At 66.8% G+C, this 12,294-nt stretch carries 13 protein-coding genes; 6 read left to right on the top strand and 7 right to left on the bottom strand.

Annotation, left to right across the window (positions count from 1 at the left end):
- Nucleotides 1-19: 19 nt before the first annotated feature.
- From FND50_RS31455 to FND50_RS31475, 5 genes are all read right to left on the bottom strand, one after another.
- Nucleotides 20-1,162 (bottom strand): acyl-CoA dehydrogenase family protein, encoded by a 1,143-nt coding sequence (locus FND50_RS31455; RefSeq protein ID WP_144288309.1) that lies wholly within the window; start codon nucleotides 1,160-1,162, stop codon nucleotides 20-22.
- An 11-nt stretch (nucleotides 1,163-1,173) separates the two neighbouring features.
- A complete protein-coding gene (locus FND50_RS31460) occupies nucleotides 1,174-2,853 on the bottom strand; it encodes a class I adenylate-forming enzyme family protein (RefSeq protein ID WP_144288310.1) in 1,680 nt (559 codons plus the stop codon).
- Nucleotides 2,854-2,878: 25 nt separating this feature from the next.
- Complete coding sequence (locus tag FND50_RS31465) at nucleotides 2,879-3,613, bottom strand: SDR family NAD(P)-dependent oxidoreductase (protein ID WP_005260983.1); 735 nt, start codon at nucleotides 3,611-3,613, stop codon at nucleotides 2,879-2,881.
- Between the two features lie 29 nt (nucleotides 3,614-3,642).
- The gene (locus FND50_RS31470; protein WP_144288311.1) at nucleotides 3,643-4,437 is read right to left on the bottom strand and encodes an enoyl-CoA hydratase-related protein; all 795 of its coding nucleotides are present in this window, start codon (nucleotides 4,435-4,437) and stop codon (nucleotides 3,643-3,645) included.
- 122 nt (nucleotides 4,438-4,559) lie between these two features.
- Complete coding sequence (locus tag FND50_RS31475; protein WP_144288312.1) at nucleotides 4,560-5,711, bottom strand: acyl-CoA dehydrogenase family protein; 1,152 nt, start codon at nucleotides 5,709-5,711, stop codon at nucleotides 4,560-4,562.
- A 141-nt stretch (nucleotides 5,712-5,852) separates the two neighbouring features.
- Between FND50_RS31475 and FND50_RS31480 the strand changes: the two genes are divergently transcribed.
- From FND50_RS31480 to FND50_RS31490, 3 genes are all read left to right on the top strand, one after another.
- Nucleotides 5,853-6,803, top strand: a complete 951-nt coding sequence (locus tag FND50_RS31480) for a hypothetical protein (protein ID WP_144288313.1) — start codon at nucleotides 5,853-5,855, stop codon at nucleotides 6,801-6,803.
- A 132-nt stretch (nucleotides 6,804-6,935) separates the two neighbouring features.
- Nucleotides 6,936-7,547, top strand: a complete 612-nt coding sequence (locus FND50_RS31485; protein WP_005250938.1) for a TetR/AcrR family transcriptional regulator — start codon at nucleotides 6,936-6,938, stop codon at nucleotides 7,545-7,547.
- A 212-nt stretch (nucleotides 7,548-7,759) separates the two neighbouring features.
- On the top strand, nucleotides 7,760-8,410 hold the full coding sequence (locus FND50_RS31490; protein ID WP_007301583.1) for a TetR/AcrR family transcriptional regulator: 651 nt from the start codon (nucleotides 7,760-7,762) through the stop codon (nucleotides 8,408-8,410).
- Here FND50_RS31490 and FND50_RS31495 read toward each other — a convergent pair.
- Complete coding sequence (locus tag FND50_RS31495; RefSeq protein WP_144288314.1) at nucleotides 8,407-8,865, bottom strand: DUF6069 family protein; 459 nt, start codon at nucleotides 8,863-8,865, stop codon at nucleotides 8,407-8,409. The genes FND50_RS31490 and FND50_RS31495 overlap by 4 nt on opposite strands.
- Before the next feature lie 180 nt (nucleotides 8,866-9,045).
- Here FND50_RS31495 and FND50_RS31500 point away from each other — a divergent pair, with 180 nt between their 5' ends.
- Complete coding sequence (locus FND50_RS31500; protein WP_397494236.1) at nucleotides 9,046-9,585, top strand: nitroreductase family deazaflavin-dependent oxidoreductase; 540 nt, start codon at nucleotides 9,046-9,048, stop codon at nucleotides 9,583-9,585.
- On the opposite strand, the gene FND50_RS31505 is transcribed toward FND50_RS31500, so the two are convergent.
- Nucleotides 9,563-10,168 carry a TetR/AcrR family transcriptional regulator gene (locus FND50_RS31505; protein WP_144288316.1) on the bottom strand — a complete coding sequence of 202 codons (606 nt, stop codon included), beginning with the start codon at nucleotides 10,166-10,168 and terminating at the stop codon, nucleotides 9,563-9,565. The two genes, FND50_RS31500 and FND50_RS31505, sit on opposite strands and share 23 nt — an antisense overlap.
- A 208-nt stretch (nucleotides 10,169-10,376) precedes the next feature.
- Between FND50_RS31505 and FND50_RS31510 the strand changes: the two genes are divergently transcribed.
- Nucleotides 10,377-11,615: a cytochrome P450 gene (locus tag FND50_RS31510; protein ID WP_144288317.1), complete on the top strand. Its 1,239-nt coding sequence runs from the start codon at nucleotides 10,377-10,379 to the stop codon at nucleotides 11,613-11,615.
- Nucleotides 11,616-11,641: 26 nt separating this feature from the next.
- The gene (locus FND50_RS31515) at nucleotides 11,642-12,268 is read left to right on the top strand and encodes a TetR/AcrR family transcriptional regulator (RefSeq protein ID WP_144288318.1); all 627 of its coding nucleotides are present in this window, start codon (nucleotides 11,642-11,644) and stop codon (nucleotides 12,266-12,268) included.
- Nucleotides 12,269-12,294 lie beyond the last annotated feature (26 nt).

The raw sequence follows: 12,294 nt of genomic DNA on the forward strand, positions 1-12,294 counted from the left end.
AACCGCAGTCCGGCCCGCGTCAGATCCCGAGATCCTTCGCGACGATGGTCTTCATGATCTCGGTGGTACCGCCGTAGATCGTCTGGATCCGAGCGTCCACGAACGCACGCGCCACCGCATATTCACGCATGTATCCGTACCCGCCGTGCAGTTGCAGGCACCGGTCGGCCACGCGAACCTGCAGTTCGGTGGTCCACCACTTGAGCCGCGCCGCACGGGCCGGGGTCAATTCTCCGCGGACGTGCTGCCGGATGCAGTCGTCGAGATAGGTCCGGGCCAGATCGAGTTCCGTGGCCAGTTCCGCGAGAACGAACTGGGTGTTCTGGAAACCGGCGATCGGCTTTCCGAAGGCGGTGCGTTCCTTCACGTATTCCAGGGTCTGCTCGAGCACTCCCTCGGCGGCCGCGACCGCGCCGACGGACAGCGAGAGGCGCTCCTGCGGCAGATTGTGGACGAGTTGATAGAAACCCTGCCCCTCCTCGCCGAGGAGGTTGGCCACCGGCACGCGCATGTCGGCGAACGTCAGCTCGCTCGTGTCCTGAGCGTGCAGGCCGATCTTCTCCAGGTTGCGGCCCCGGGAGAACCCCGGTGTGCCGGATTCGACGACGAGCAGCGACAGCCCCTTGTGCTTGTCTGCCGACGTGCGCACGGCGACGACGAAGAGCGTGCCGTTCTGGCCGTTGGAGATGAACGTCTTGCTGCCGTTCACCACGTAGTGGTCGCCGTCGAGCACTGCCGTGGTGCGGATCCCGGTGAGGTCACTGCCGGTGCCCGGCTCCGTCATCGCGATGCCGAGAATCGTCTCACCGGTGACGGTTCCGGGAAGCCAGCGCGCCTTCTGCTCCTCGGTCGTCATGTCCGTCAGGTACGGCAGCACGACGTCGTTCTGCAGAGAGAATGCGATGCCCGCGGCGGCGGCACCCGCCCGATTGACCTCGTCGACGACGATCGCGTTGTAGCGGAAGTCCTCGACGCCGGGGCCGCCGTAGGCTTCGGGAACCGGGAAGCCGAGCAGCCCCTGCTTACCCGCGTCGGTGAACAGTGCCGGGTCGAGGCAGCTTTCGCTCTCCCACTGCTCGTGCCTCGGGACGATCCGCTCGCGCACGAAGCTGCGGACACTGTCCCGGAACTGGTGGTGCTCGGACTCGAATTCGATGGTCATGACGGTGTCCTTTACGAGCTGACGGTGTGGGATCCGCGGGCACTCGGAACGACGAACGCCCCGCTCTCGAACTCCCGGCGCGCGGTGTCGGTGGCCTTGTAGTGCAACTTCTTTCCCGTCGCCGATACGGGGAGTGACTCCACGAAACGGTAGGCCCGGGGGCGCTTGAACTGCGAGAGCATCGGGTGTCTCCGGCAGAAGTCGTCCAGATCGTCCGCGGACGGGACCGGTGCGGTGGTGACGACGTAGGCGACGACGATCTGCCCCCACTTGTCGTCGGGAACCCCGACCACCAGCGAATCCGTGACCGACGGGTGCCCGCCCAGTGCTTCCTCGATCTGCACGGGGTGGACGTTCTCGCCGCCGGACAGGAGCATGTCGTCCTTGCGGCCGACGATCGTCACGAACTCCTTGTCGTCCCAGGTGGCCAGATCACCGATGTGGAGCCAGCCGTTCCGGAACTTCCGTTTCTCCTGCTCCGGGGCATCGAAGTAGGCGTTGGCGCCTTTCGGTGAGCGGACGATGACCTCACCGATCTCGGTTCCGTCCTTGGCGACCGTCTCGTGAGCGTCGGCGAGGCGGTCGTCGAACAGCCTGACCACGGCGACGTCGTCGTCGATGCAGGCCCGCCCGGCGGTCCCGGCCATCTCCGGCAGATCGGTGGGCCGGAGGAAAGTATTCCAGAATCCTTCGGTGCTGCCGTACCCGTTGAAGATGCGGGGATTCAGCACCTTCTGATAGTGCAGTGCCGCTTCCCGTTCGAGTGGCGCGCCCATCGTCACGATGCCGTTGAGTGTCGACAGGTCCCGGGGCTTCTCCTCCTGTGCGCGAGCGAGCATCGCCAGGTTGGTCGGGGCACCGATCAGGAACGTCAGCCTGTATTCCTCGACGTAGTCGAGGGTGACCTCGGCGTCGAAGCTGCGCTGCGCCACCAGCGAGGCACCGAGATAGAACGTGGGATTCGGCCCGGCGCAGTACAGTCCGCCGCGGTGGAACCACGGAGTCATGTTCAGTGTCTTGTCTTCCGCTGTCAGCGGGAAGTGCATGATCACGTCGTGGGCGCTGAAGATCTCGATCATGCTGTTCAGCGGAACACCCTTGGGCATGCCGGTGGTTCCGGACGTGAACAGCCGTGTGGTTTCGTCCCACACCGTGCGACTCACGTCCGGCGGTGAGGCCGACTCGGCCACGAGTTCGTCGAAGCGAATCACCTCGAAGCCGTTTCCCGGCAGTGGTTCTCCGGGTCCGACGGCAACGACGAGCGCGGGCTTGTGTGTGCAGCGCGACAAGGCATCCCGCACCATCTCGCCGATCTCGGTGTCGTAGAAGAACACCGTGGGACGGTTCGCGTCGAGGATGACCGCGGTCTCCCCGGACGCGAGCCGGAAGTTCATCGGCGCTCCGACCGCGCCGCAGGCCTGCCCGGCCAGGTACAGCTGGGCGAATTCGGAACCGTTGAACAACTGGTAGGCCACGACATCGCCCGGTGCGACGCCGGCGCGGGCAAGCCCGGTGGCGAGCCGGTCGACGCGATCACCGAGTTCGGCGTACGTCCAGCTCTCGCCGGTCGATGGGGACTGCATCGCGAGTCGATCGGCGTACCGGTGGGTGTTGCGCCGGAAGCCGTTCAGATAGGTGAAATCGTGCTCGAAGTACTGACGATAGGCGTGGGCGTCGTATGTGTACGTCATGATGAGTCCTCCGTCCCGGTGCCGGTCAGCCGGCCATGGTGAGGCCACCGCTGACGCTGATCACCTGGCCCGTGATGAACGACGCGGATTCGGACGCGAAGAACAGGACCGGCGCCGCCACTTCCTCTGGGCGGGCGAGCCGCCGGAACGGAATGGCCTTCACCAGAGACTCTTTGAGCTTCTCCGGCTGCGCCTGGAACAGCGGGGTGTCGGTCGGGCCCGGGCACACGCAGTTGACGTTGATCCCGTACCGGGCCATCTCACGGGCGAGCGACTTCGACAGCGCGATCACACCCCCCTTCGCACCGGCGTAGATGCTCTCCCCCGCACTGCCGACACGGCCTGCATCGCTCGCGAGATTGATGACGCGCCCGCCGTTACCCGCCTCCACCATGCCGGGAAGGAATGCACTGCACATGTGCACGGGCCCGAGATAGTTGATGGCGACGACCTTCTCGGCGAATTCGGTAGTGGCGTTGAGGAACTGATCGGTGCGGTCCCACCCCGCCGCGTTGACGAGGACGTTCGCGACGCCTACCTCGGCCGTCACCCGGTCGCGCAGGGCGTCGACCTGCGCCCGGTCGGCGACGTCGACGGTCATCGGAATGAGCCGGTCGGGCCGTTCGGCTGCTGTCTTCTCCGCGGCCTGCGGGTCGAGGTCGGCGACGACCACCGTGTCGCCGTGCTCGGCGAGCGCGAGGGCGATGGCCCGGCCGATGCCGGATCCTGCGCCGGTGACCACTGCGATGTTGTTGCTCATGCTTTTTCCCACTTCCCGTGCTGTCGGACTCAGGCGTTCACGTACTTGTTGAAATCGGGCTTGCGCTTCTCCGCGAACGCCGCCGCCCCCTCGAGGCCCTCCGGTGAGTGCGTGAACAGGTCCAGCGCAGACATCGCGAGGTTGCTCAGCCCGGCCTGGTGATCGGTGTCGGCGTTGAACGACTGCTTCAGGAAACGCAGGGTGGTGGGGCTCTTCTCGGCGATCTCCGCGGCGACGGCCTTGGCCTCGTCGAGCAGTCGGTCGGCGGGAACCACCCAGTTGACCAGGCCCCAGCGTTCGGCGGTGACCGCGTCGTACTGGCGGCAGAGGTACCAGATTTCCCGGGCGCGTTTCTCGCCGACGACTCGCGCCAGGAAGGCGGACCCGAAGCCCGCATCGAAGGAGCCGACTCGGGGACCGGCCTGGCCGAACTTCGCGGTCTCGGACGCGATGGTGAGGTCGCAGAGAACGTGGAGGACGTGGCCGCCGCCGACAGCGATACCGTTCACCGCTGCGATGACGGGCTTGGGGACGTCGCGTATCAGCTTGTGCAGGTTGCCGATCTCGAACATTCCACTCTCGGTCGGGCCGTAGTCCCCGGTCTCCGCGCGCTGCTTGACGTCGCCTCCGGTGCAGAACGCCTTCTCCCCCGCACCGGTGAGGATAATCGCCTGCACCGCGTCGTCGGCCCACGCCGAGCGGAAGGCCTTGATCAGCTCCTCGACGGTTTTGCCACGAAAGGCGTTGTAGCGCGTGGGGCGGTTGATCGTCACGACCGCAGCCGGGCCGTCGACCTCGTAGGTGATGTCTTCGTAGTCGGTCACGGTGATTCCTCTCTGGAGTCTGCAATGAGTTGGTGTTCATGATTGGTGAAGAGTCATTCTCTTCAAATGAACGTATATTCACATCATGGAGTGCGTCAAGGGTCACCCGGCGCTCGGTGGTGCTAGAGGAAGGCACTGACCCCGGTCTCCGCTCGGCCGATCAGCAGCTTCTGGATCTGACTGGTGCCCTCGTAGAGCGTCATCACCCGCGCGTCGCGCATGTATTTGGCGACGGGATATTCGTCGACGTACCCGTACCCACCGAAGATCTGTACTGCGTTGTTGGCGGCGCGAACCGCGGCCTCACTACAGAAGTACTTCGCCTTCGACGCGGCCGTCCCGAACGGTTCACCGCGCTCGATCAGGTCGGCGGCCCGCCAGGTGAGCAACCGCCCCGCGTCGGCGTCGACGGACATGTCGGCGATCAGGTCCTGCACGAGTTGGAACGAGGCGAGCGGACGGTCGAACTGCGTGCGCTCGCGGGAATAGGCGACGGCGGCCTCGAGGCAGCCCTGGATGATTCCGACGCAACCCGCGCCCACCGACACGCGGCCCTTGTCCAGCGAGTGCATCGCGATGGAGAAACCCTGCCCCTCGGATCCGAGCAGGCAACTCGCGGGGACGCGGACGTCCGTGAAGGACAACTCGGCCGTCGCCTGCCCGCGCAGTCCGAGCTTTCCATGGATCTCGCGCGATTCGAATCCCGGGGTGTCCGTCGGAACCAGAAAGGCCGAAACCCCTTTGGGCCCGGGACCTCCGGTGCGCGCGAACACCAGGCACAGTTTCGCCCACGTGCCGTTGGTGATGAAGATCTTGGAACCGTTGATGACGTAGTCGTCGCCGCTGCGTACCGCCTTGGTCTTCAGATCGCCCGGGTCGGAACCGTTGTCCGGCTCGGTGAGCCCGAAGCAGGCGAGCGCCTCACCGGACGCGATGCGGGGCAGCCATTCGTGCTTCTGATCCTCGGTGCCGTGCGAGAGGATGACCTTGCCCACCAGCCCCATCGACACCGACACGATGCCCCGGACCGCGGAGTCCGCCCGGCCGAGTTCCTCCATGCCGAGGCAGTACGTGATGTAGTCGCCGCCGAGACCGCCGTACTCCTCCGGAATGGTCATGCCGAAGAAGCCGATGTCGGCGAGCTTCTCGACGATCGCGGTGTCCACCGATTCGGCGCGGTCCCACGCGGCGCGGTGCGGCACGACCTCCTTGTTCACGAAGTCGCGGGCCAGCTGTCGGAACTCCTTCTGCTCCTCGGTCAGTGTCAGGTCCATGGATGCTCCTCGATGCCGCGTTGAATATAAGATCACTTTTCGTGAGTTACCACTCACTTGAAGTGAAGCTATATTCACTCCCGGGTGTCGTCAACCCCCGAGCACTGGCCCGGTGCCGCGTCGGCTGAGTAGGCTCGACTCATGCCGGTCACCTGGTCGGACGGGGTCGATGACGTCATCCGTGGCGATCTGACCTGCGGGTTCGCGTACATCACACCCGCAGGCGGGGCCGTGGTGACGGCGGTGGCACCCCTCGGGCTGAGCGACCGCGAGCGGGGAACGGTCGGCTTCACCACCTCGCTGGGGTTCGGCCGCAAGCTCGAACGCATCAAGGGTGAACCCCGGGTGGCGCTCGCCTACCACGCCCGCGACCACGGGATCGGCGACGGCACCAATCAGCGCTACGTGCTCGTGCAGGGAGACGCGACGTTCGACCCCACCCCCGACCCGGAACTGCTCGAGGACATCGGCCGGCGCTCGACCCCCTACACGGGCGAGCCACGCCGCGGCGCGTTCTGGGACCGGTGGCTCAGCGCGTACTACGCCGACCGGGTACCGGTGACCGTGACGGTGACACGGGTCGTCGCCTGGCCCGACCTGCACCTGACCGGCCGGCCCGAGGTGTTCGGCGCACCGCTGCCCGCCGTCGACCCGGAACCCCAGACTCCGCCGAAGAAGGGCACCGGCCCACGGGTGGATGCGGCCAAAACCGGAGGCCGCGCGGCGAAGCTGTCGCACCGGTTGCTCGCCTACCGTCAGGCGGACGGCTATCCGGTCGTCGTCCCGGTCGACGTGGCTTCTGCGAGCAGCGAGGGCGTGCGTCTGACGGTGCCCGCCGGCGTGCCGCAGGGCGGCCGCCGCGCCGGGCTGCTCGCCCACGCCTACCGCGCCAAGCTCGTCGGCCTCGAGTCGCGTCAGAACACCGGCTGGATCGAGGTCACGGGCACCGAGGCGCTGTATGCGCCCCATACCCAGGCCGGGTTCGCGGCGCCGCCGAACAAGACCCTCCTGCTCCTCGCCAACGGGTTTCTCGCCCGGCGGGGGCTGGCGAAGGCCCGCAAGGAGGGCCGGACCCAGGCCATGGGCGGCTGATTCACCCGTCGCACGTGGTTCACCGCCATCGGGTTACTCGCGGTATTCTCACCTCAACCGAACCTTCGGTCGGCTCTCGTGGATGACGGCGCACCGATGCGGTGGAGTTCTGCACCTGGAAGGATTGCGCGCATGACTACGGCACGCCCCGCACGGAAGACCGGATCGCCCGGACGTCCCGGCTACGACCTCGACTCGCTGCTCGCTGTCGCAGTCAAGGTCTTCAACGACAAGGGTTACGACGGCACCAGCATGGAGGTGCTGGCCCAGCGCCTGGGAATCACGAAGTCGTCGATCTATCACCACGTGTCCGGGAAGTCGGAGCTGCTCGAGCTGGCACTGTCGCGCGCGCTCAACGCCCTCTTCGCGGTCACCACCGAGGAGAAGGCGACGAGCGGCCGGTACATCGACCGTCTCGAGTATCTCGTCCGCCGCAGTGTCGAGGTCCTCGCCGCCGAGCTTCCCTACGTGACGCTCCTACTGCGCGTTCGCGGCAACACCGCGGTGGAGCGTCGCGCACTCGCCCGCCGCCGCGAGTTCGACGCGTTCGTCAGCGACCTCGTCGTCGCGGCGGCGGAAGAGGGAGACCTGCGGCCCGGCATCGATCCCGCGCTCACCAGCCGGCTCGTGTTCGGCACGGTCAACTCACTGATCGAGTGGTACCGCCCGCGCACCGGCGGGACTGTCGCCGATCTGGCGGACGCCGTCGTCGAGCTGACGTTCGACGGGCTGCGCCGCACCTGACCACCGCGGCGACCGGCGTCAGCCGCCATCGCTTGGGGACGAACCGGAATCCGATCCGCACTGCCGCGCCGAACCGCGTTGGGACGGAATCTCTGTGGTGGTCATGACGACCTCCTGATGCCGCTCGATGCGGAACGTGGTGCCTTCGGGATGACCGTTGACATCTGGTGTGGATCCCCGATCGTTACCGGGATCGATGAGACGATGACGGCATGACCGACAGCGAGAACCCACGTGGAGCGCCGCGCAAATGGCGTGGCCGGGAGCCGGCCGACCGCCGCGCCGCGAGGCGTGCGGCACTGATCGAGGCCGGCCTGCAGATCATGGGAACCGAGGGAACGGCAGCGACGACGATGCGCGCGACCTGCCGTCAGGCGGGCCTCACCGAGCGCTACTTCTACGAGAGTTTCGACAATCGCGAGGCGTTGCTCGTCGCACTCCTCGACCACGTCGTCCTGGGCGCGAGGGACACCCTGCTCAGGGCTCTCGAGACGGGCCCCGACGATCCGGGCGAACTCGTCCGCCACGTCGTGAAGGCGTTCACCGGCTACATCGCCCAGGACCGGCGGCGAGGACGCATCATGTTCGTCGAGTCACAATCCGTGCCGGAATTGGCCCAGCGCGGCGACCAACTCGTCACCGAATTCACCACTCCCATGACGGCGGCACTGACAATGCTGGGTGTCGACGGCGCACCCCGCGACGCCGTCAACACCCAGCTGAACGCGATTGCTCTGTTCGGGGCGATCGCCTTTCTGTACCAGCGCTGGCTCACCGGCAGCCCGAAGATCTCGCAGAAGCGGATCGTCGAGCACATCGCACTCACCATCGAGGCTCATGCGCCGGTGAACAGCACGCCTTAAACGCGGACGAGCGGTCGCCGCATCGCTTCGAGGCCGACGACGATCACCACGGCGATCAGCACGTGCATGACCGAGAGCGCGATGGTGCTGGCGGTGTCGAAGTCGGCCTGAATGGTCAGGGCGATCGTCGCGAGCGGCAGCAGGGCGCCGATCACTTCGGCCGGACGGATGACGGCCACCCATTTCAGCGAGATCAGCGCGGCCAGTGTCATTCCGATCAGTATCGGAACGACCGTCAGGATGACGACACCGCCTGGCGCCACACTGCTGGTCTTGCCTGCATCCGTCATCTCGAACGAACCGCCGGCAGCCAATCCCAGCAGCCAGATCACCAGGTTGGGGACGAGGGCGCCGATTGCGGTCGCGGCGATCGCCCACGGGCGGCTCAGTTCGAGCGTCATCGGGTTGATCCGTGAGGTCGAGGTTGCAGAAATCGTGATTCCAGTGCTGGACATGTTCATTTCTCCCTGTCGAGTGGCTCGAATTGCTACTGACCGATCCTGCAACCTCAACCATTGTTCGGGTCAAGGCGTGAAATCGAGGTCTTTTCGTTGGGACCTGACCATTAGACCCGCGCGATGCGCAAAACTCATCGCGATCGGCCCGAACCGGCAACCTGAGGGAAGATGGCCACTATGAACGCCGTCCCCACACACCCTGACCGATCGCGCGCGCTCCGCAACCCGCTCCGCGTCCTCGCGCGGTGGCTGGGCACCCAGGAATGGGTGATGCGTATGGCGCCAGTCATCATCTGGCTGGAGTCACACCTGCGCGCGTGGACCGGGAACCGCGTGAGCCTCATCGGCATCGCCGGTCTGCAGTCCCTGCAGGTGACGGTCCCGGGACGCAAGAGCGGCACCCCACGGACGACGGCGCTGCTGTGCATTCCCTACGGCGACGGATACATCGTCACCGGTTCCAACTGGGGCCGCCCCCAGCACCCGGCATGGTCGGCGAATCTGCGCGCCGCCGACGAAGCACTCGTCAAGGCCGGGGCACGGGAGTCCCGGATGCGCGTTCGCCTGGTCACCGGCGACGAACGCGAAAACCTGTGGAAATTCGTCGTCGACTACTGGCCCGGATACCGCATGGAGCACCGACGGTCCGGGGGACGCGAGTTCAGGCTCTTCGTGCTCGAGCCCACCCGATCGGCTACGACGACGCGTGAATCCTGAAGATCGGCTCCACGAAGCGTTCGACGGTGCGACGTTCGGCCGCCGCGTCGGGCAGCGGCCACGTCAACAGGGCCAGGACGACGCGCACGATCCATCCCGCGGCCTCCTCGTCGGGCGCGATGCGGGTGAGCGAGATCGCCACCCGGCCCAGTTCGGGAGCGCGGGCCAGGTACTCGGCCGTACTCCTCGGATGCGCCCCGGTGAACCACCGCACCAGGGTCGACTCCGCGCGGATCGCCACCAGCGAGGCGAGGATCGCCTCCACGATCCGCTCCGAGTCCGCGAATGGTTCCAGCGCCTGCTCGACGTGGTCGGCCACAGTGTCCGCGGCGCGGGACATCACGGCCTGGACGAGTTCGCGCTTGCCGCCGGTGTACCGGTAGAGCGTGGCGCGTGAACACCCGGCGCGCGCCGCGACCTCGTCCACGCTCACCCCGTCGATGCCCTGTTCGCGAATGAGGTCGGCAGCGGCGGCGTGAATTCTCTCGACCGCGAGTGCCCGCCGACTGCCGCCGGTCAACCAGTCCGCCTGCTTCGTGTCCACGGCACCTCCAGAAACACTCACGCAATTTTGTCTCACCATGAGACGAATACTCACCAGATTCTAGAACACGTACCTACGCTTGATCCTCTGATCAGCCGCGACAGGACCTCATCGCCGCGCATTGAGTCACCGGTGAAAAAGCCATACGAGCAGCGGAATCTCACCTTGCTCCCCACTCTTGACAGCACTCGGCTTCGACGCGAACTGTGGCGATTTGCAACAAGTTCTCACCGACTAGGAGTCCTCAATGGCCCACGCGCCGACCCACGGAATCGACATCTTCGATCCAGCCCACCTCGACGAACCGAACGAGCTGTACCGGATTCTCCGCGAGCACTCCCCCGTCCATCGCGTCGCGGGCACCGACTTCTTCCTGGTGTCCACGTGGGATCTCGTGACCGAGGCGGCGAACCGCACCGACGACTTCTCCTCGCACCTCACCGGCGTGCTGGTGCAGCAACCGGCGGGGCCGCCCACGGCGTTCGACATGGACGGCGGTGGTCAGGCGATTCACGTGCTGGCCACCGCCGACGAGCAGACTCACCTGCACCATCGCAAGCTCGTGCTGCCCACGCTCGGCCGCCGCATCCGCGCGCTGACCCCCACAGTGCAGTCGCTCGTCGACACCCTGTGGGACGAGGGGCTGCGGGACGGGCGGATCGACTGGGCGGCCGAGATGGCCGACCGCCTGCCGCTGACGATGGTGGCGCACCTCATCGGGCTGCCCGAGCAGGACGTGCCGCGGTTGCTCGCCTGGGCGTACGACAGCACCGAGATGCTGGGCGGGATCGTCGACGAGGGTCGCCTCGGCCAGCTGGTCGCCTCCGTTACGGAACTGGCCGCGTACCTGCGGGCCGAACTCGTGCGGGCACGGTCGCATCCGTCGGAGGATCTGCTGGGCGTCCTCGCACATGCCTGCAATGCCGGTGAGCTGTCCGAGGATGTGGCGACGCTGGTCCTGCTCCAACTCGTCGGCGCCGGCGGCGAATCGACCGCGGGCCTGATCGCGAACGCCGCCCGCCTCCTGGCCACCCATCCCGGGGTACAGACCCGGCTCCGGCAGGAACCCGCGCTCGTCGACGCGTTCCTCGACGAGGCGCTGCGTCTCGAATCGCCGTTCCGCGGGCATCACCGGCACGTGGTCGCCGACACCACCCTCGGCGGCGTCGACCTGCCCGCGGGTAGTCACCTGCTCCTGCTGTGGGGCGCGGCCAACCGGGATCCGGCCGCGTTCGACAGGCCGGACGAGATCGTGCTCGACCGGCCGCACATCCGCTCCCATCTCGCGTTCGGCAAGGGCGTCCACTTCTGCGTCGGATCGGCGCTCGCCCGCATGGAGGCACTCGCCGCCACCACCACCCTGCTCGCGCGCACCGACCACTTCTCCCTCGCCGACGACGCCGAGTCACGTTGGCTCCCCAGCCTGCTCGTGCGCCGCCACAGCGCACTCCCGCTGCGCATCGGGGTGTCCAGCAGTCGTGATTGACATTGACGTCAACATCAATCCATACTGTGATCGTGACCACAAGCGAGGCTCAGGAGCGGGCGCGGTCGGCGCGTAAGGACAACGACGGTCCCCGCCGCCGCGAACTCCTCCGCGCCGCGAGCGCATGCTTCGCCGAACTCGGCTACGACCGGACGACCGTCGAGGTGATCACCACCCGGGCCGAAGTGTCGCGGGCAACGTTCTACGCCTACTTCTCGTCGAAGGACGAGGTGTTCCACGCCGTCGCCGCCGACGTGTGCGAGGAATTCCTCGAGTCGCAGCACGTGGAAGGACCGGCGAGCGAGGACCTGCGAGAGGTGCTGCGCACCACCACGAAAGCGTTCGTGGAAGCCGTGTACACCAACGGACGCGTCCTCGAACTGATCAGGCACCGCGCCCGGCTCGACCCCGAGGTCGGCCGAAGCTGGACCACCGTGCAGACCCGGCTCATCCGCCGCTACACCCGGTTCATCGAGCGCATCGTCGCCACGTGCGACGTCACGCCGTGCGCACCGCCCGCCCGCATCGCGCAGACCCTCGCCGACGCCCAGCTCGCGGGCGCCGCCCGGCTGGTCGACGCGACGGCCCGTGAACAGCGCCGCTACACCGCCGACCTGACCGCCATCTCCGAAAGACTCATCGGCTTCACCTGACAACGACAATCCGCACAGAATCGGGA

It is taken from the genome of Rhodococcus sp. WB9, assembly GCF_007558985.1.
Lineage (GTDB): Bacteria > Actinomycetota > Actinomycetes > Mycobacteriales > Mycobacteriaceae > Rhodococcus_F > Rhodococcus_F opacus.

What these genes read in the sequence shown, in the direction of transcription:
- FND50_RS31455 (WP_144288309.1), bottom strand. Translation starts at nt 1,162, where the DNA reads ATGACCATCGAATTCGAGTCCGAGCACCACCAGTTCCGGGACAGTGTC.
- FND50_RS31460 (WP_144288310.1), bottom strand. Translation starts at nt 2,853, where the DNA reads ATGACGTACACATACGACGCCCACGCCTATCGTCAGTACTTCGAGCAC.
- FND50_RS31465 (WP_005260983.1), bottom strand. Translation starts at nt 3,613, where the DNA reads ATGAGCAACAACATCGCAGTGGTCACCGGCGCAGGATCCGGCATCGGC.
- FND50_RS31475 (WP_144288312.1), bottom strand. Translation starts at nt 5,711, where the DNA reads ATGGACCTGACACTGACCGAGGAGCAGAAGGAGTTCCGACAGCTGGCC.
- FND50_RS31480 (WP_144288313.1), top strand. Translation starts at nt 5,853, where the DNA reads ATGCCGGTCACCTGGTCGGACGGGGTCGATGACGTCATCCGTGGCGAT.
- FND50_RS31485 (WP_005250938.1), top strand. Translation starts at nt 6,936, where the DNA reads ATGACTACGGCACGCCCCGCACGGAAGACCGGATCGCCCGGACGTCCC.
- FND50_RS31490 (WP_007301583.1), top strand. Translation starts at nt 7,760, where the DNA reads ATGACCGACAGCGAGAACCCACGTGGAGCGCCGCGCAAATGGCGTGGC.
- FND50_RS31495 (WP_144288314.1), bottom strand. Translation starts at nt 8,865, where the DNA reads ATGTCCAGCACTGGAATCACGATTTCTGCAACCTCGACCTCACGGATC.
- FND50_RS31500 (WP_397494236.1), top strand. Translation starts at nt 9,046, where the DNA reads ATGAACGCCGTCCCCACACACCCTGACCGATCGCGCGCGCTCCGCAAC.
- FND50_RS31505 (WP_144288316.1), bottom strand. Translation starts at nt 10,168, where the DNA reads ATGGTGAGACAAAATTGCGTGAGTGTTTCTGGAGGTGCCGTGGACACG.
- FND50_RS31510 (WP_144288317.1), top strand. Translation starts at nt 10,377, where the DNA reads ATGGCCCACGCGCCGACCCACGGAATCGACATCTTCGATCCAGCCCAC.